The sequence below is a fragment of the Frigidibacter sp. RF13 genome (assembly GCF_026626305.1).
GTDB lineage: Bacteria > Pseudomonadota > Alphaproteobacteria > Rhodobacterales > Rhodobacteraceae > TMP-24.
Map to the genome: position 1 here is coordinate 23,613 of NZ_JAPNUE010000001.1, position 17,307 is coordinate 40,919.

Annotated in this window: 18 protein-coding genes; 7 read left to right on the forward strand and 11 right to left on the reverse strand. The window is 63.2% G+C overall.

Annotated elements, in window-relative coordinates:
• Positions 1–87: 87 nt before the first annotated feature.
• Together OU426_RS00100 and OU426_RS00105 are read left to right on the forward strand one after the other, a co-directional pair.
• Positions 88–318 (forward strand): EF-hand domain-containing protein, encoded by a 231-nt coding sequence (locus tag OU426_RS00100; protein ID WP_267631792.1) that lies wholly within the window; start codon positions 88–90, stop codon positions 316–318.
• A gap of 249 nt (positions 319–567) precedes the next feature.
• A complete protein-coding gene (locus tag OU426_RS00105) occupies positions 568–801 on the forward strand; it encodes an EF-hand domain-containing protein (protein WP_267631793.1) in 234 nt (77 codons plus the stop codon).
• Positions 802–850: 49 nt separating this feature from the next.
• On the opposite strand, the gene ilvN is transcribed toward OU426_RS00105, so the two are convergent.
• The 4 genes from ilvN to OU426_RS00125 all read right to left on the reverse strand — a co-directional run bounded on the left by ilvN (position 851) and on the right by OU426_RS00125 (position 4,967).
• Positions 851–1,411, reverse strand: a complete 561-nt coding sequence (gene ilvN, locus OU426_RS00110; RefSeq protein WP_267631794.1) for an acetolactate synthase small subunit — start codon at positions 1,409–1,411, stop codon at positions 851–853.
• Between the two features lie 102 nt (positions 1,412–1,513).
• Positions 1,514–3,268: an acetolactate synthase 3 large subunit gene (locus OU426_RS00115; protein WP_267631795.1), complete on the reverse strand. Its 1,755-nt coding sequence runs from the start codon at positions 3,266–3,268 to the stop codon at positions 1,514–1,516.
• Positions 3,269–3,557: 289 nt separating this feature from the next.
• The gene (locus OU426_RS00120; RefSeq protein WP_267631796.1) at positions 3,558–4,472 is read right to left on the reverse strand and encodes a calcium/sodium antiporter; all 915 of its coding nucleotides are present in this window, start codon (positions 4,470–4,472) and stop codon (positions 3,558–3,560) included.
• A gap of 141 nt (positions 4,473–4,613) precedes the next feature.
• Positions 4,614–4,967 (reverse strand): winged helix-turn-helix transcriptional regulator, encoded by a 354-nt coding sequence (locus tag OU426_RS00125; RefSeq protein ID WP_267631797.1) that lies wholly within the window; start codon positions 4,965–4,967, stop codon positions 4,614–4,616.
• A gap of 122 nt (positions 4,968–5,089) precedes the next feature.
• Between OU426_RS00125 and gstA the strand changes: the two genes are divergently transcribed.
• The 5 genes from gstA to OU426_RS00150 all read left to right on the forward strand — a co-directional run bounded on the left by gstA (position 5,090) and on the right by OU426_RS00150 (position 8,074).
• Complete coding sequence (gene gstA / locus OU426_RS00130) at positions 5,090–5,698, forward strand: glutathione transferase GstA (RefSeq protein WP_267631798.1); 609 nt, start codon at positions 5,090–5,092, stop codon at positions 5,696–5,698.
• A complete protein-coding gene (locus OU426_RS00135; protein ID WP_267631799.1) occupies positions 5,695–6,084 on the forward strand; it encodes a nuclear transport factor 2 family protein in 390 nt (129 codons plus the stop codon). Before gstA ends, OU426_RS00135 begins: the two co-directional genes overlap by 4 nt.
• Positions 6,084–6,296, forward strand: a complete 213-nt coding sequence (locus tag OU426_RS00140) for a tautomerase family protein (protein ID WP_267631800.1) — start codon at positions 6,084–6,086, stop codon at positions 6,294–6,296. The genes OU426_RS00135 and OU426_RS00140 overlap by 1 nt, the downstream gene beginning before the upstream one ends.
• 113 nt (positions 6,297–6,409) lie before the next feature.
• Complete coding sequence (locus OU426_RS00145) at positions 6,410–6,826, forward strand: DMT family transporter (RefSeq protein ID WP_267632878.1); 417 nt, start codon at positions 6,410–6,412, stop codon at positions 6,824–6,826.
• A gap of 150 nt (positions 6,827–6,976) precedes the next feature.
• The gene (locus tag OU426_RS00150) at positions 6,977–8,074 is read left to right on the forward strand and encodes a TRAP transporter substrate-binding protein (RefSeq protein WP_267631801.1); all 1,098 of its coding nucleotides are present in this window, start codon (positions 6,977–6,979) and stop codon (positions 8,072–8,074) included.
• Positions 8,075–8,170: 96 nt separating this feature from the next.
• On the opposite strand, the gene OU426_RS00155 is transcribed toward OU426_RS00150, so the two are convergent.
• The 7 genes from OU426_RS00155 to OU426_RS00185 all read right to left on the reverse strand — a co-directional run bounded on the left by OU426_RS00155 (position 8,171) and on the right by OU426_RS00185 (position 17,283).
• Complete coding sequence (locus OU426_RS00155; RefSeq protein WP_267631802.1) at positions 8,171–9,856, reverse strand: TRAP transporter large permease; 1,686 nt, start codon at positions 9,854–9,856, stop codon at positions 8,171–8,173.
• A complete protein-coding gene (locus tag OU426_RS00160; RefSeq protein ID WP_267631803.1) occupies positions 9,853–10,449 on the reverse strand; it encodes a TRAP transporter small permease subunit in 597 nt (198 codons plus the stop codon). The genes OU426_RS00155 and OU426_RS00160 overlap by 4 nt, the downstream gene beginning before the upstream one ends.
• Positions 10,450–10,686: 237 nt before the next feature.
• A complete protein-coding gene (locus tag OU426_RS00165; RefSeq protein ID WP_267631804.1) occupies positions 10,687–11,079 on the reverse strand; it encodes a VOC family protein in 393 nt (130 codons plus the stop codon).
• Positions 11,080–11,093: 14 nt separating this feature from the next.
• A complete protein-coding gene (locus tag OU426_RS00170) occupies positions 11,094–11,927 on the reverse strand; it encodes an arginyltransferase (protein WP_267631805.1) in 834 nt (277 codons plus the stop codon).
• A 159-nt stretch (positions 11,928–12,086) separates the two neighbouring features.
• Positions 12,087–15,404: an efflux RND transporter permease subunit gene (locus tag OU426_RS00175; RefSeq protein ID WP_267631806.1), complete on the reverse strand. Its 3,318-nt coding sequence runs from the start codon at positions 15,402–15,404 to the stop codon at positions 12,087–12,089.
• A 10-nt stretch (positions 15,405–15,414) separates the two neighbouring features.
• Positions 15,415–16,650 (reverse strand): efflux RND transporter periplasmic adaptor subunit, encoded by a 1,236-nt coding sequence (locus tag OU426_RS00180; RefSeq protein WP_267631807.1) that lies wholly within the window; start codon positions 16,648–16,650, stop codon positions 15,415–15,417.
• Positions 16,651–16,659: 9 nt separating this feature from the next.
• Positions 16,660–17,283 (reverse strand): TetR/AcrR family transcriptional regulator, encoded by a 624-nt coding sequence (locus OU426_RS00185; protein ID WP_267631808.1) that lies wholly within the window; start codon positions 17,281–17,283, stop codon positions 16,660–16,662.
• Positions 17,284–17,307 lie beyond the last annotated feature (24 nt).

Genomic DNA, 17,307 nt, shown 5'->3' on the forward strand with positions numbered 1-17,307 from the left:
GTCAGGCAACGGCGGTCCTTGCCGAAGAGGTTCGGGGTCGCCAGACTACAGACAAGCGCCGCTGCCATGGTGCGGAAGGAGAAAGAGATGAAGAAACTTATCGTCCTGACCTTCGGTCTCAGCCTCATGGGCTTTGCCGCAAGCGCCCAGACGACCGTCAGCGATACCGACGGCAACGGCACCTTCTCGATCGAGGAGATGACGGCGGCCTATCCGGACATGACGGCGACGCTCTTTGCAGAGATCGACGTCGACGGCTCGGGCGCCATCGACGCCGACGAACTGCAGGCCGCGCGCGAGAACGGCCAGATCAACTGACGCGGCCCCGAGTCGCGGACCGGATAGGCGATTATCGGCAGCCCCGGGGCGATCCGCCCCGGGGCTTTCCTTTTTCAGACCTTTCATCCTTTTCCCGCCGACGCGGGCCTGCCCCGGCAGCGCCGCGCCGCCGCCCTGACGCCACCTCATCGGGCCGGTCTTGCGGACGGGTGGGGCAGGGCGCAGATCGGTCGCCGTGACGCCACCAGTCACGGAACCGGGTATGAGACCCGCATGAAGGAGACAGTGATGAAACGACTGACCATTCCGCTCGGCCTGGCCCTCGGCCTCGGCGCGGGGCTCGCGGGCGCCCAGACCGTGCCCACGGACACCGACGGCAACGGCAGCTATTCGATGGCCGAGATGCAGGCGGCCTGGGTCGACCTGACCGAGGATGTCTTCAAGGCGATCGACACGGATGCGAACGGCGAGGTCGACGCGGACGAGTTGAAGGCCGCGATGGATGCGGGCGTTCTGAAGTAGGCCCGCAAGCGGGGCCCCGGCGATCCAGACCGCCGGGGCCTCTCGCGGCTCAGATGCCGCGCGACAGCGCCGCGACGCCGGTGCGGGCCACATCGACAAGGCCCAAGGGCCGCATCAGATCGGCAAAAGCGTCGATCTTCTCGGGCGTGCCGGTGATTTCGAAGACGAAGCTTTCCAGCGTCGAATCGACAACATTGGCGCGGAAAATCTCGGCAAGTCGCAAGGCCTCGATCCGCTTGTCGCCCGTCCCCGCCACCTTGAACAAAGCCAATTCCCGCTCGACCGACGCGCCCTCGACCGTCAGGTCATGGACGTCATGCACCGGCACGAGGCGGCCAAGCTGCGCCTTGATCTGTTCGATCACCGCAGGCGTGCCGCGGGTGACGACGGTGATGCGCGACCGGTGGCCCTTGTGATCGACCTCGGCCACGGTCAGGCTGTCGATATTGTAACCGCGCCCCGAGAAAAGCCCGATGACCCGAGCCAGCACGCCCGCCTCGTTGTCGACCAGAACCGCGAGCGTATGGCTTTCGATGATCTCTGCATTGGGATCGCGCAGATCGTAGGCCGAATGGCTCGTCGAGCCTTTCTTGATATTCAGTGCGGACATCGCTTCTCTGCCTCTTTCATCTTGGCAAAAATACCTCGGGGTGGCCATTGGTGCGCCATTGGTCCGAGCGCCAATGGCGACGGGGCGGCGCCCCCGGCCGTCTCACACCAGAACCGCCCCGTCAGCCCTGATCGCGCCTTCGGTCGCGGCGTCGCCCAGAAGCATCTCGTTATGCGGTTTGCCCGACGGGATCATGGGGAAGCAGTTTTCATGCTTCTCGACGAGGCAGTCGAAGATCACCGGCCCGTCATAGGCCAGCATCTCCAGGATCGCATCGTCCAGGTCCTTCGGATCGGAGCATTTGATGCCCTTGCAACCGAAGGCCTCGGCCAGTTTCACGAAATCGGGCAGGCTTTCCGACCAGCTCTGCGAATAGCGTTCGCCATGCAGAAGCTGCTGCCATTGCCGTACCATGCCAAGCCGTTCGTTGTTCAGGATGAACTGCTTGACCGGCGCGCGGAACTGCACGGCTGTCCCCATCTCCTGCATGTTCATCAGCCAGGAGGCTTCGCCCGCCACGTTGATGACCAAAGCGTCCGGATGGGCGATCTGCACACCGATGGACGCAGGCAAGCCATAGCCCATCGTGCCGAGGCCCCCGGACGTCATCCAGCGGTTCGGATCGTCGAACTGCAGGAATTGCGCCGCCCACATCTGGTGCTGGCCCACTTCGGTCGTCACATAACGCTTGCGACCCTTGGTCAGTGCCTCCAGCCGTTCAAGCGCGTACTGCGGTTTGATGATCGTGGCGGAATTCTTGTAGGTCAGGCATTTCTTCAGCTTCCACTGCTCAATCTGGCCCCACCAGTTCGCGAGCCCCGGCTTGTTGACCTTGCGGCCGCGGGCCTTCCAGACGTTCAGAAGGTCTTCCAGCACATGGGCCACGTCGCCGACGATGCCGATATCGACATGGATGACCTTGTTGATCGACGAGGGGTCGATGTCGATATGGGCCTTCTTCGAATGTGGTGAGAAATCGGCGAGCCGCCCGGTGATCCGGTCGTCGAAGCGGGCGCCGATGTTGATCATCAGATCGCAGCCATGCATCGCGAGGTTGGCCTCGTAAAGCCCGTGCATGCCCAGCATGCCGATCCAGCCTTTGCCCGAAGCCGGATAGGCGCCGAGGCCCATCAGCGTCGAGGTCACCGGAAAGCCGGTCGCATCGGCGATCTCGCGCAGAAGCTGGCTCGCGGCGGGGCCGGAGTTGATGACGCCGCCGCCGGTATAAAGGACCGGGCGTTCGGCCTGTTCCATCAGTTCCACAAGCGCGGTGATCGCCTTCAGATCGCCCTTCACGCGCGGCTGGTAATGATCGGTCCTCGCCTCGCGCGGCGCCTTGTACTGGCCGGTGGCGAACTGCACATCCTTGGGGATGTCGACCAGAACCGGGCCGGGGCGGCCGCTGGTCGCGACATGGAAGGCCTGGTGGATCACTTCGGCGAGCTTGTCTGTATCCTTCACCAGCCAGTTATGCTTGGTGCAGGGCCGGGTGATGCCGACCGTATCGGCCTCCTGAAACCCGTCGGTGCCGATCATGAAGGTGGGCACCTGGCCCGAGAGAACCACAAGCGGGATAGAATCCATCAGCGCGTCCACCATGCCGGTCACCGCATTGGTGGCGCCGGGACCTGAGGTGACCAGCACCACGCCCGGCTTTCCGGTCGAGCGCGCATAACCCTCGGCCATATGGACCGCGCCCTGCTCATGGCGCACCAGAATGTGGCGGATGTCGTTTTGCTGGAAAAGCTCGTCATAGATCGGTAGGACCGCGCCACCGGGATAGCCAAAGACCACGTCCACGCCCTGATCCTTCAGTGCCTGAACCACCATCCTCGCTCCGGTCATCGCCCGTGACATTCGCTCTTCCTCCAATCACGCCTTAAGCAACAAAAAGCCCCCGAGGGTCATCGGGGGCGCATGGGAACCTTCATGGTCTGCCGTCACCGGCCCATGCGCCAAACCTCTCCAAGTACAAGAATCGCCACCACGGCTCTTCCCTTTCGCTGCTGTGCGGCGGACATTAGGCGGGGTGAAACCGGGCGTCAACCAGCAAAATTCGGTGTTTTGTGTCTCTGACGCTCTTTTTTCGGCAGTATTATTGCGCGACCAGCCTTCCGACGGCAACAAAGCGGATTTGGAGGGGCCTTCAGAGGCCGATCCAGAGCGTGTATCCGAGATAGGCTGCGAGGAATGCTGCGCCCGCACCCCGTCCCACCCGGTCATGTAGGTATGAAAGCGCGACCATCGCAAGCGCCGCGGCAAGCGCGATAGGAAGGTCAAACGCCGGGAAACGTGCGTCCACTGGCACCGGGTGGATCGCCGCCGTCAGGCCAAGGATGCCGAGGATGTTGAAGATGTTCGAGCCGAGCACATTGCCAAGCGCGATGGCACTGTTGCCGCGGAGCGCGGCAATGAGCGAGGTTGCAAGCTCGGGCAGCGAGGTGCCGATAGCGACGATGGTCAGGCCGATCACCGCTTCGCTGACACCGACGGCGCGGGCCATTTCCGACGCGCTGTCGACCAGGAAGCGCGCGCCGAGCATCAGGGCGGCGAGGCCGCCGATGACGGCGAACGTTGCGAGCCAGGGGCTCGCAACCTCGTGCGCCGGTTCCTCGGGCGGATGGGCGCCGCTTGAAAGACTGATCAACAGATAGGCTGCAAGCGCCGCCAGCATGAGCCCGCCTTCGAGATGCGAGATCACGCCGCCCAGCATAATCAGCCAGAGAAGGACAGTCGATCCGACCATCACCGCAAGATCCCTGCGGATCGGGGCGAAGGCGGCGGCGACGGGGGCGATGACCGCCGAGAGACCGAGGATCAGGAGAATGTTGGCGATATTCGAGCCGATGACATTGCCGATGGCAACGTCAGGCACGCCGCCAAGGGCAGCCTGCAGTGAGACCAGGAGTTCCGGCGTCGAAGTTCCGAAGCCGACGATGGTCAGGCCTATGACCATGGGCGGGATGCGGAACCTGTGGGCGAGCCCGACCGCGCCGCGCACCAGAAACTCACCACCGACGAACAGAAGGACGAGGCCGAGAAAGAACCACACAAACAGCATCCGATACTCCTTTCGCCCTGATCAAAGGCGTGCGGAGCGGGTTTGCAAGGGGAGGGTCCGGATATATTGCTGAGTGCTCATCGTCGCACTTCGTGCGCTCTTCGCGGGCGACGTGAACCGAAGGGCACGAGGAGCCGTCCCTCAGGCGGCTTCTTCCACGCGCGTCGCTTTCAGCCGGTGGCCGACCGAGACGATCGCCTCGATCACCGGGCGGAATTCATGGCCAAGCGTGGTCAGCTCATATTCGACCGACGGCGGCGATGTCGGCATCACCCGGCGGGTGATCACGCCGTGGCTCTCCAGTTCCTTCAGGCGCTGGGTCAGGACTTTGGCCGAGACCGCCGGAATGTCGATGCGAAGCTCTGAAAACCGCCTTGGGCCGGCGGAGAGGTACCAGATCAGGTTCGGCGTCCAGGCGCCGCCCAGGACCGACATGCACTGGCTGATCGGGCACATGGGTTGCGGCATGCGGTTCTTGCGGACTTTCAGCGCCATTCGTTCCTCCGGGGTTACTGCCCGGATACCGCTTTCTATCAGTAACCTCAAGTATTATGGTTTCCATAGGTAACGATGCAAGTTACCTAACCGGCATCGAAACCCGAAGAACGGAGACCAAGATGAAACTCTACTATTCCCCCGGCGCCTGCTCCATGGCGTCCCATATCGTCCTGCGCGAGCTGGGCGCGAATTTCGAGCTGGAGCGCGTCGATACCGCGACCAAGAAAACCGAGAAGGGCAGTGATTTCTATGCGGTCAACAGCAAGGGCAAGGTTCCGGTGCTGGCCGTCGATGGCGAGGTGCTGACCGAGGGCCCGTCGATCCTGCAATTCGTTGCAGACCGCGCGGGCGACCAGCATCTGGCGCCGAAGCCCGGTACGCTCGACCGGGCACGGGTGAACGAGCTTCTGAACTTCACCGGCACCGAACTGCATGTGGCCTTCCACCCGCTCTTCAACCCGGCCTCGGACGATGCTGCGAAGGACGCCGGCCGCAAGAATGTCGGCACGAAGTTCGACTGGCTGGAGGCGAAGCTTGCCGATGGGCGCATGTATCTGACCGGTCAGAACTTCACGGTGGCCGACGCCTATGCTTTCGTCGCTTCGAACTGGGCCAACTTCACCGGCATCGACCTTGGCGCCTGGCCGAAGCTCAAGGCTTTCGTCGAGCGCGTCGCAGCACGTCCGGCAGCGCAGGCGGCGATGAAGGCCGAAGGGCTGATCGCATGAGCGCACATGCAGCGGATTATGACGCCGTCGCGGCGGTGATCGAGGACTATTTCGACGGGCTTTATTTCTCTGATACCAATCGGTTGCGGCGGGTTTTTCATCCAAAGGCGCACTATGTCTGCGTCACGGATGGCACGCTTCTCTACCGGACGATGGAGGAATATTTCCCGGTGGTCGACGCTCGTCCCGCGCCCTCCGCGCGGGGCGAGGCGCGGGCCGACCGGATCCTTTCGATCGAGTTCGCCGGTCCAGGCATGGCCCGCGCGGTTCTCAATTGCGCGATCGGCGATCGGTTCTTCACCGACTGGCTGACCTTCGTGAAACTCGACGGCCGCTGGCAGGTGATGTCGAAGATCTTCCATTATGACACGAAAGCAGCCGCCTGATGCCTTATGTGAACATCAAGATCACCCGCGAAGGGGCGACGGCCGCCCAGAAGGCCGAACTGATCAGGGGCGTGACCCAGCTTCTGGTCGATGTGCTTGACAAGAACCCGGCCACGACCTTCGTTGTCATAGACGAGGTCGCGCTGGAGGATTGGGGCGTCGGCGGTCTGCCGGTCGAGGAGTATCGTCGAAGCCTTAAGTCCCAAGGCTGACGGTCGGGCCGCAGCGGGTTCCTGTCACCCCCATCGCAGCCGCTGCGGCCCATTTCAATCGCTTCCGCCCAGGACAGGAGAGTCTTTTGGAAACAGCACGTTACACTCTGGTCATGCTTCTGGCGGGGATCGGCATTCCTGTTCTGGCGGCGCTCAACGCGCAGCTCGGCGCGCGCATCGGATCGCCCGCGGCGGCGGCGTTGATCCTGTTCTTCGTCGCGGCGACGGCCGCGGCCATCATGGCGTTGGTGACCGGTGGTCTACCGGCGCTGCCGTCGGCGCGCGGCCAGCCACCGCACCTGTTCCTCGCGGGGTTGCTCGTCTGTTTCTACGTTCTGTCAATCACCTGGGTAGCGCCGCGCTTCGGCGTCGGAAACGCGATCTTCTGCGTGCTGCTGGGGCAAATGATCTCGGCCGCTGCCATCGATCATTTCGGGCTTTTCAACGCGACGGTCCGGGCTTTGACGCCGATCCGTGCCAGCGGTATCGCCGCTATGGCGGTCGGGCTGTTGATGGTGCGACTGGGGTAGGGCCTCCGGGTGCCGGAGCCCCTGCCGGAGTGCGGCTTTTTTGCGTGAATTCCGGGCGTTAACTGTTGAAATCCGCGCGCGCTTCTGCAACCAATTCTTATGGCCCGTCCCGCGGGACCAAATCATAACAACCGGGAGGTAATCACACCGATGGACCGTCGTTCCTTTCTGACCAAGGCCGCCGTTGGCGCGGCCGGAAGTGCCGTTCTGGCCGCACCCGCGATCGCGCAGGAAAATCCGAAACTCAACTGGCGCGTCACCTCGTCCTTCCCCAAGGCGCTCGACACGATCTATGGCGCCGCCGAGACGATGGCGAAATATGTGAACGAGATGACCGAGGGCGGGCTGACGCTGCAGGTCTTCCCGGCGGGCGAACTGGTGCCCGGTCTCGAAGCCGCCGATGCGGTGACGAACGGCACGGTCGAGGCATGCCACACCGCCTCCTACTATTTCTGGGGCAAGGACCCGACATATGCGCTTGGCACCTGTGTGCCCTTTGGCCTGAACTACCGTCAGATGAACGCCTGGCTCTATTATGGCGGCGGCATCGACATGCTGAACGAGTTCTTCCATACCCAGAACCTGCATTACATGCCCTGCGGCAATACCGGCGTGCAGATGGGCGGCTGGTATCGCAAGGAGATCAACTCCGTCGCCGATCTTCAGGGCCTGAAGATGCGGATCGGCGGCTTTGCGGGCAAGATCATCGAAAAGCTCGGCGTCGTGCCGCAGCAGATCGCGGGCGGCGATATCTATCCGTCGCTGGAGAAAGGCACGATCGACGCTGCCGAATGGGTCGGCCCCTATGACGATGAAAAACTCGGTTTCTACAAGGTCGCTCCCTACTATTATTATCCGGGCTGGTGGGAAGGCGCGCCGACGCTGTCGACCATGGTCAACCTCGATAAGTGGAACGAGCTTCCGGCGCATTACCAGTCGGTGCTGAGCACTGCCTGCGAGGCCGCGAACTCCAACATGATGGCGTCCTACGACCACAAGAACCCCGGCGCCCTCCGCTCGCTCGTGGCGAACGGCACGCAACTGCGGCCCTTCCCGCAGGATGTGATGTCGGCGGCCTTCGACGCCGCTGTGGCGACCTATGACGAGGTCTCGGCCTCGAACGCCGCCTTCAAGAAGATCTACGACAGCCAGAAAGCCTTCAAGGCCGACGCCTATCTCTGGGCGCAGCTGTCGGAATATAACTACGACGTCTTCATGATGGGCCAGCAGCAGGCCGGCAAGCTCTGAGCTTGTGTCGATAACAAGAAAGGCCCCGGCGGATGCCGGGGCCTTTTTCATGCGCGCCTCCGACGAGAAGCCGGAGGCGCCCGAGGAGGTTTGGCGTCAGGGCGTGACGACCGGTGCACCAAGCTTCGGCGCACCCAGCGTTGGCAGGCCGCCTGTGCCGCCACCGCCGAGCGGTTGTAGGGTCGGCACCGTAATCTCGACCGTCGACGGGTCGATCACCTTGCCCTTGTAGTGCATGACCATGCCGGGGAAGCCGATGGTAATGCCGATCATGATCACCTGGATCACCACGAACGGCACCGCCCCCCAATAGATCTGCCCCGTCGAGACGCCCGCGATCTTCTCGCCCGTCACCTTGTCCAGATAGGTGCCACGCGGCGCGACCGAGCGCAGATAGAAAAGCGCGAAGCCGAAGGGCGGGTGCATGAAGGATGTCTGCATGTTCACCCCAAGGATCACCCCGAACCAGATGAGGTCGATCCCTAGCTTCTCTGCCGCCGGAGCAAGCAGCGGCACGATGATGAAGGCCAGTTCGAAGAAGTCGAGGAAGAAGGCCAGAAGGAAGACCATGATCGAGACGATGATCAGGAAGCCAAGCTGGCCACCCGGCAGGCCGGTCAGAAGATGCTCGACCCAGAGATGGCCGTCGACGCCGTAGAAGGTCAGTGAAAAGACCCGCGCGCCTACGAGGATGAACATCACGAAGGCCGAGAGCCTCGTGGTGGAGGTCAGCGCCTGCTGCACCACATCCATGGTCAGCCGCCGTTTCATCGCGGCAAGGAAAAGCGCCCCGACCGCGCCCATCGCGCCGCCTTCCGTCGGCGTGGCGATGCCGAGGAAGATGGTGCCGAGGACGAGGAAGATCAGGGCCAGGGGCGGGATCAGCACCATGATCACCTGACCCGCAAGCCGCGACAAAAGGCCGATCTTCAGCGCCCGGTCGATGACCGCGAAGAAATAGACCGCAGCGATGCCGACGCAGGCACCGAGGATGCCGGCGTTCGACCCATGCCCCGGGCGGAAATATACGGCGGCGAGATAGGCGATCGCGAAACCGGCGATGAGCGACAGGAAGAGCGAGGCCACACCCGATCCGAGTGTACGCGCCTCTTTCGGCAGGGCAGGGACCCAGCTCGGCCGGAAGACCGACACGAGGAACACATAACCGATATAGAGGCTGGTCAGCACTAGGCCCGGCACCAGCGCGCCCTTGTACATGTCGCCGACCGAACGGCCGAGCTGGTCGGCCAGCACGATGAGGACCAGCGAGGGCGGGATGATCTGCGCCAACGTTCCGGACGCGGCGATCACGCCGGTCGCCACCCGCCGATCATAGCCATAGCGCAGCATGATCGGCAGCGAGATGAGACCCATGGCGATGACCGAGGCGGCCACAACGCCGGTGGTGGCGGCCAGAAGCGCGCCGACCACGATCACCGCATAGGCCAGCCCGCCACGGATCGGGCCGAAAAGCTGGCCGATCGTGTCCAGCAGATCCTCGGCCATGCCGGATCGTTCCAGGACGATCCCCATGAAGGTGAAGAAGGGGATGGCCAGAAGCGTGTCGTTCGACATCACCCCCCACAAGCGTTGGGGCATGGTGAAAAGAAGCGGCCAGTCGAGGTGGATGGAATCGGAGAAGGGCGCGAGCCAGACGCCGATGGCGAAGAACACCAGCCCGTTGGCGGCGAGAGAGAAGGCAACCGGATAGCCAAGCAGGAGAAAGAACACCAGCGAGGCGAACATGATCGGCGCCATGTTATGGGCAATAAGCTCGATCATTTCAGGTCGTCTCCCTTGGCCTGCTGCGCCAGTGCGGCTACTTCCAACTCTGCGGCCTCATGCGCCGACACGAACGGATGCGGATCCTCGATCAGGCCGCGCATCACCGCGATCTTCTTGATGATTTCTGAGATCGCCTGCGCGACCAGAAGGATGAACCCCGCGGCGAGGAAGGCCCGCGCGGGCCAGATGATCAGCCCGCCCGCGTTGGTGGAAATCTGGCCGATGCGCCAGGCCTGCAGCGTGTAGGGCACCAGCATCCAGCTCATCAGCACGACGAACGGCAGAAGGAAGAAGACATGGCCGATGAGGTCGATCCAGTGCTGGGTGCGCCGTGTGCGCGTGCCATAGAAGATGTCGATGCGGATATGTTCGTTCTGCATCAGCGTATAGGCCGAGGCGAGCATGAAGGCGGCGCCGAACAGATACCATTGCGCCTCGAGCCAGGCGTTCGACGACATGTTGAAGAGCTTCCGGATGATGGCATTCACCGCGCTGATCATGATCGCGGCAAAGATCAGCCAAGATACCCAGCGGCCGATGAAGCCATTGATCCCGTCGATCAGCCTCGACAGGCCAAGCAATATCCCCATTCATTCCTCCCGCGCGGCGTTGGCGCCGTCATTCCCAAAAATTGGTATAGTTACTTTACCAGTTTGGCAAGATTGAAGTCCGCTCCGTGACTCCTCTGCTTCCCGTCCTCGGATAACCTATCCGGTGCGGACGAAGGGCGCATCGCAAAACAGGCGCTTCGATCCATGGATACTCCCCGCAGGCGCTCTCTGTCGCCTTTGTCTACGCCGGTATACAATCAGCGGTGTCCGTGAAAATCAACCCTGACGATGACGCTCGATCAGGTCCCAGCGGTTACCGAACGGATCCCTCCACACCGCGACGATACCATAGGATTCGTGCCGCGGCTCTTCCTCGAAAATAATGCCCGCCGCGCGCATGGCGGCATGATCACGGGCGAAGTCGTCCGTCTCGAGGAAAAGAAAGACCCGTCCGCCTGTTTGATTTCCGATGGCGGATGTCTGCACGGGGCTCGCTGCCTTCGCCAGCAAGAGCGCCGCACCGCCTTCGGGTGCCACGGTGACCCAGCGCTTGTCGGGGCCCTGCCGGATATCCTCGATCAGCCGGAATCCAAGCCGCCCCACGTAGAAGTCGATGGCCTGATCATAGTCGGGCACGACGAGCGCGATGATCGACAGGGTGCGGTGCATCGGTCAGACGGGGGTCAGCGCACAGGGCGCGCTTCGGGCAGGCTGATCCGCGCCACCTGTTCGGCAATCGGGTCCACCGACAGGGGATGAGTTTCGCCGGAATGGTCCGCCGGGTCGCCGATCGGTTGCCAGCGACCGGACTTGTAGATCTCGACTGCGGTGAAATTGGCCTTGTAACCCATCTTGCGGCTGCCGGGCACCCAGTAGCCGAGGTAGACGTAAGGCAGACCTGCGGCCCGGGCGATCTCGACATGGTCAAGGATGATGTAGGTGCCAAGGCTGTCGCCCACCTTGTCGGGGTCGTAGAAGCTATAGACCATGCTCACCCCGTCATCGAGCACGTCGGTCAGGCAGACGGCGGTCAGCGAGCGCCGCCCGTCGAGTTCCGAGGGCGGGGCGACATATTCGATCACGCGGCTCTTGACCGGCGTCTCCTCGATCATCGCGGCGAATTCGAAGATATCCATGTCCGCCATGCCGCCGTCGGAATGGCGGCTGTCGAGATAGCGGCGGAAGAGGGCATATTGATCCTCGGTCGCCCAGGGGCTGGTCGCCTCGCGCCTCAGGTAGCTGTTCCTGCGGATGGTGCGGCGCTGGCTGCGCGAGGGCTCGAAATCGGCAACACGGATGCGGGCAGACAGGCAGGCGGTGCAATCGGCGCAGGATGGCCGGTAGAGCACATTCTGTGACCGGCGGAAGCCCTGTTTCGACAGGGCATCATTCAGCCGCACCGCATTGTCACCGGGGAGTGCCGTGAACAATTTCCGCTCATACCTGCCGTCGAGATACGGGCAGGGTTGCGGAGCCGTCACATAGAACTGGGGCGCGATGGGCAACGTATGGCGCATGGACCTGCAGGGCTTTACCTGCCCGTCACGTTAGCAAGGCCGGGTCTTTCCGCCAAGAGTGCTGTTGCAATGGTCCTGCGGCGCGGTTTTCCGCCGAAAAGCCTGCGCATTGGCTGCGGCAGGGAAACGGTACGGCGGGCTGGAACGCCCGCCGTACGCTTATTCCGCTACCTGCGGGAAGCTGGCCTTGCCCCCGCCCAGTCGTGCTTCGAGCGCTTTCAGCCGGTCGCCGATATCGGCAAGCTCTGCCTTGCCCGCATACACTGCCTCGGCCAGCTCGATCGGATCGGGCGCTTCATGCTCCTCCTCTTTCGGGCCGATGAAGTAAGAGGCGCCCTTCGCCAGCCAGTACTGAAGATCGTCCATGATCAGATAGAAGGACGGCACGACAACGAGCGACAGCACGGTCGAGACGATGATGCCGCCCATCACCGCAATGGCCATCGGTGCGCGGAAGGCACCGCCTTCGCCGACACCGAGCGCCGAGGGCAACATGCCCGCCGACATGGCGATCGAGGTCATCACGATTGGCCGCGCCCGCTTGTGGCCGGCCTCTATGAGCGAATCGAAGCGGCCCATACCCTGACGGCGCATCTCGATGGCGAAGTCGATCAGAAGGATCGCGTTCTTCGCCACGATCCCCATCAGCATCAGCATGCCGATCATCACCGGCATGGAGAGGGCGTTGCCGGTCACCAGCAGCGCGGTCGCCACACCGAGGATGGACAGGAACAGCGAAAAGACGATGGTGATCGGCTGCAGCGCGCTCTTGAACAGAAGGATCAGCACCGAGGCCATGAGCATCAGGCCCATGATCATCGCATTGACGAAGCTCTGGTTCAGTTCGGCCTGAATCTCGGCATCACCCGATTCCGTGATCTTGACCGATGGCGGCAGGGTGACTGACTTGGTGATCTCCTCGAACCGCGCCTTGCCGGTATCGAGCGCCACGCCGATGGGCAAGCTCGCCCCGATCGTGACCTTGCGCTCGCGGTCAAGCCGCTCGATGGTGCCGGGGCCGACGCCCACGCGCACGTCGGCGACCGCCGACAGCGGCACGCTCGCGCCGGTCGCCGTGGTCAGGCGCAGCGCCGCGATACGGTTCACATCCTTCTGCACGTCGTCCGTCAACTGGACACGCACCGGGATGAGCCGGTTGTCCATCGAGACCTTGGCCAAAGCCTGATCGACATCGCCGATGGTGGCGACCCGCAGCATCTCGGCGATCTGCGCTGTCGAGATGCCAAGGCGCGCGGCCTCCTCCAGACGCGGCGTGACCTGAAGTTCGGGCCGGGGCAGGGCGCCTTCGTAGGACACGCCCGCAAGCAGCGGATCGCCCCGAAGCGCGGCCTCAAGCTTGTTCGCGGCAAGGGCAAGATCTTCGCTGTTGGGCGAGCGGATCGAGAAGGATATGTCGCGCTCAAGCCGGTCGTTCAGCTTGGTGATCCGCACGTCCGGCACCGAGGCGAGCCGTGCGAAGACCTCCTCCTCGATAGCGTTCTGAGGCCGGACCCGGCCTTCGGGCGCGACGGCGGGAAGGATCGCACCGACAACCGGAATGGCTTCGACCATCTGCGACAGTTTGAAGAGCAGCGTCTGGTCCAGATGCTCAAGCTCGACCGTGATTGCCGCGCGGCGCAGGTCGAGATCGCCCTTGGGCGAGGCGCCGTTCAGGACGAATATACCCTCCACACCTTCGACATCCTTGATCAGCTCGCGCATGGCTTCGGTCTTGCGGTCGGTATCGTCAAGCGACGAACCGGTCGGCAGCTCGACCGAGATCATGAAGCGCGACACGTCCTCGGGTGGCAGGAAGCTGCCCGGCACGCGCAGGAGCAAGAAGATCGACAGGACGAAGATCACAAGCGCCCCGGCAAGCGTGAGGTAGTAATTGCCGAAGTTGAAGCGCGTGCCCGGGATGCGCCAGCTGTTCAAGGTGTGATGCACGACCCAAAGATAGCCGCGCATGACCGGGCCGTCCTTCTCATGTTCCAGATCGGCGTCCTTGGCGCTCATCAGATAGGCGGCCATCATCGGCGTGATAAGGCGGGCGACCAGAAGCGAGAACAGCACCGCAACCGCAACCGTCAGGCCGAACTGGCGGAAATATTGCCCCGGTATGCCCGGCATGAACGACACAGGCACGAAGACCGCGACGATGGTCATTGTGGTCGCGATCACTGCAAGGCCGATCTCGTCCGCCGCCTCGATGGCCGCGCGGTAGGGGGTTTTGCCCATGCGGATATGGCGGGCGATATTCTCGATCTCCACGATCGCGTCATCGACGAGGATGCCGGTGGCGAGCGTCAGGGCAAGGAAGCTGACGAGATTGAGCGAGAAGCCCAGCAGGTCCATCACATAGAAGGTCGGGATGGCCGACAGGGGCAGGGCGACCGCAGAGATGAGCGTGGCGCGCCAGTTCTTGAGGAACAACAGCACCACGATGACGGCAAGAAGCGCGCCCTCCAAAAGCGTGTGCAGCGCGGATTCGTAGTTGCCGTAGGTATAGAAGACCGCGTCATCGACCTTGCTGATAGCAATCTCGGGATGATCCTTGCGCAGCTGGTCGATCACGCCGCTCACGGTCTGATCGACGGTAACCTCGCTCGCCCCCTTGGCGCGGAAGATTGCGAAAGTCACGACCGGTTCGCCGTTAAAGCGCGCGAAAGAGCGCAGTTCCTGATAGGTGTCTGTGATCTGGCCAAGGTCGCCCAGCCGCACATGGCGGCCCGAGGGCAGGGCGATGGTGGTTTCGGTGAGGCTTTCGGCCGATTGCGCGTCGCCAAGCGTGCGGATCGCCTGTTCGCCGTCGCCGAGTTTCGAGCGGCCCGAGCCGATATTGGCGTTGGTGGCGCGCAGTTGCGCGTTCACAGCATTGGCGGTGATGCCGTAGCTGTCGAGCTTCAGCGGATCGAGCTTGATCTGGATCTCGCGGTCGGCCCCGCCGTAGCGGTCAACCCGGCCGATGCCGGATTTCGCGCGCAGCGCGCGGGTGACTGTATCGTCCACATACCAAGACAGTTCCTCGACCGTCATGCCGGGGGCCGACACGGCGTAACTGAGGATCGCGTTCCCCTCGACATCGATCTTCTGGACAATCGGCGTGTTGGCCTCGGGTGGCAGGTCGCCCTGCACCCGGTCGACCGCGTCCTTCACATCGTTCAGCGCGGTCTGGGTCGGCACCGACATGTCGAACTCGGCATAGGTCATCGCACTGCCGTCATTGACGGTCGAGACGATGTGCTTGACGCCCGAGATGCTGGCGATCGCATCCTCGATCTTGCGGGTGATCTGGGTCTCAAGCTCGGCCGGGGCAGCACCAGGCTGGCCGATGCTGACCGCTACGACCGGCACGTCGATGTTGGGGAACTTGGTGATCGGCAGCGAAAAGAACGACTGGATCCCCAGCACCATGAGGATCACGAAGGCAAGGATCGAGGCGATCGGGTTCTTGATCGACCAGGCTGAGAAATTCATCGTAGGCTCCTCAGTTGGTCATGCCGGCGGGATCCGCCGGAACCGCGTCAACAAGATCGCCGTCGCGGACGAAGGAGGCGGCCTTGGCCACCACGAGGTCGCCCGCGGCAACGCCGCTTTCGATCTCGATCATGCCGCCATCCTGAACACCGGTCACGACATCGGTCCGGTGTACCTTTCCTTCGGCGTCGACCGTCATCAGATAGGCGCCCTCGCTGTCCGTCCCGAGCGCATTGATCGGAACGGCCACGACCTCGCGGGTCGAAATCTCGATCTCGGTTTCCAGGAAGGTGCCGGACCGGACCCGATCAGGCTGATCGAGGGTGATGCGCACGCGGCCAAGCCGGGTCAGTGGGTCGATGGTCGGTTCGACCAGCCGCACAACGCCAGTCAGCGGCTCGCGCTGGCCCGCGGCGCGCAAGGACACCTGCTGGCCCGACGCGACGCGCGGCAGGTCCTGTTCGCCCACGTCGGCATTCAGTTCCAGAAGTCCATCGCGCACGATCACGAACATCGGTTGACCCGCGGCGCTGGCGATAGCGCCCGCGACGGCTTTCTTCTCGACCACTTCGCCCGCGAAGGGTGCCTTGATTTCGGTCCGGCTGAGTTGCAGTTCGACATTGGCGATCTGGGCATCGACAAGCTCGAGTTGCGCCTTGGCGGCGACCGCACCCTGCGTCGCGACCATCACGCGCGCGTTGGCTGACGTCAGCGAAGTCGCGGCCTGATCCGCCGCTGCCTGCGAGGCATTGCCCTGTTTGCGAAGCTGCTCGGCCCGGTCGGCATTGCGCTTGGCTTCGGCAGCAGAGGCGTTCGCGTCGACAAGCTGCGCCTCTGATTGCGCGATCATCGCGAGCGCATTGGCGCGCGAGGCGGTAAGCTGGCTTTTCTGAAGAAGGAGCGCCGTGTCCGACAGGCGGGCGAGGACAGCACCTTCGGCGACATGGTCGCCGACCTCGGCGAGGATCGCGTCGATCGCCTGTCCCTCGACCTGCGGCTGAACGAGCACCCGCTCGACTGCACCGACAAGACCGGAGGCGCGCACCCGGTCCTTCAGGACCGCCGTCTGCACGGTCGCGACCGAAATCGCGGGGCGGCTGGCCTTGGCCTCGAGTGCAGCGCCCTCGGCCGACGCGACATCGGCTGGCATGTCAGCCGGGCCGTGGCCAGAGGACAGGCCGAAATAGCCACCTGCAGCGACCACAAGCGTACCGGCAATCCAGAAAAGCGTTTTCTTATTCGACATGATCTCAGCTCAATTCCTGCGACCGTCTGCCGCGACCGCGGCGATGGTCTGTTCGATAGAGGTTTTGACAAGCCGGCGCACAGGGTCTTGCGCATCTGGGGGCATATTGCAACCCTGTCCATGCAACCGTTGAGCGATTGTCTTGAACAGCAGCATCACGAACCAGGCCTGACCGAGATAACGCTGCCGCGCGGCTTCGGGGCTACATTGGGCGATGCGGGCAAAGACGGCGAGCAGAAAGCCGCAGACCACCGTCTCCATCGTTCCAGCGACCTGTGCGATCTCGGGGCGGCGGCGGGCAGCGGCGTCGATCTCGGCCCAGAGCGGACCATCGTCGCAGTCCAGCGTATCGAGCTTGTGTTCGAACGCCGCAAGCAGAGCCGTCGCCGGATCGTCAGAGGCCATCACCTGACCAAAGGCTTCCTTCACCTCGTCGAGGTCGCGCGCGATCATCGCCTCGATGATGGCATTCTTGGACGGAAAATAGCGGTAGAAGTTGCCCGCGCTCATCCCGGCTGCCCGCGCAAGATCTTGCATCGACGCGCCGTCAAAGCCCTTTTCCGCGAAGGCCTTCTTCACCGCCGTGAGGATCGCAGTCGTCCGGTCCTCATAGACGCCAAGCGTGTCGGCCATGAATCAGCTCGCATGAATGAACGT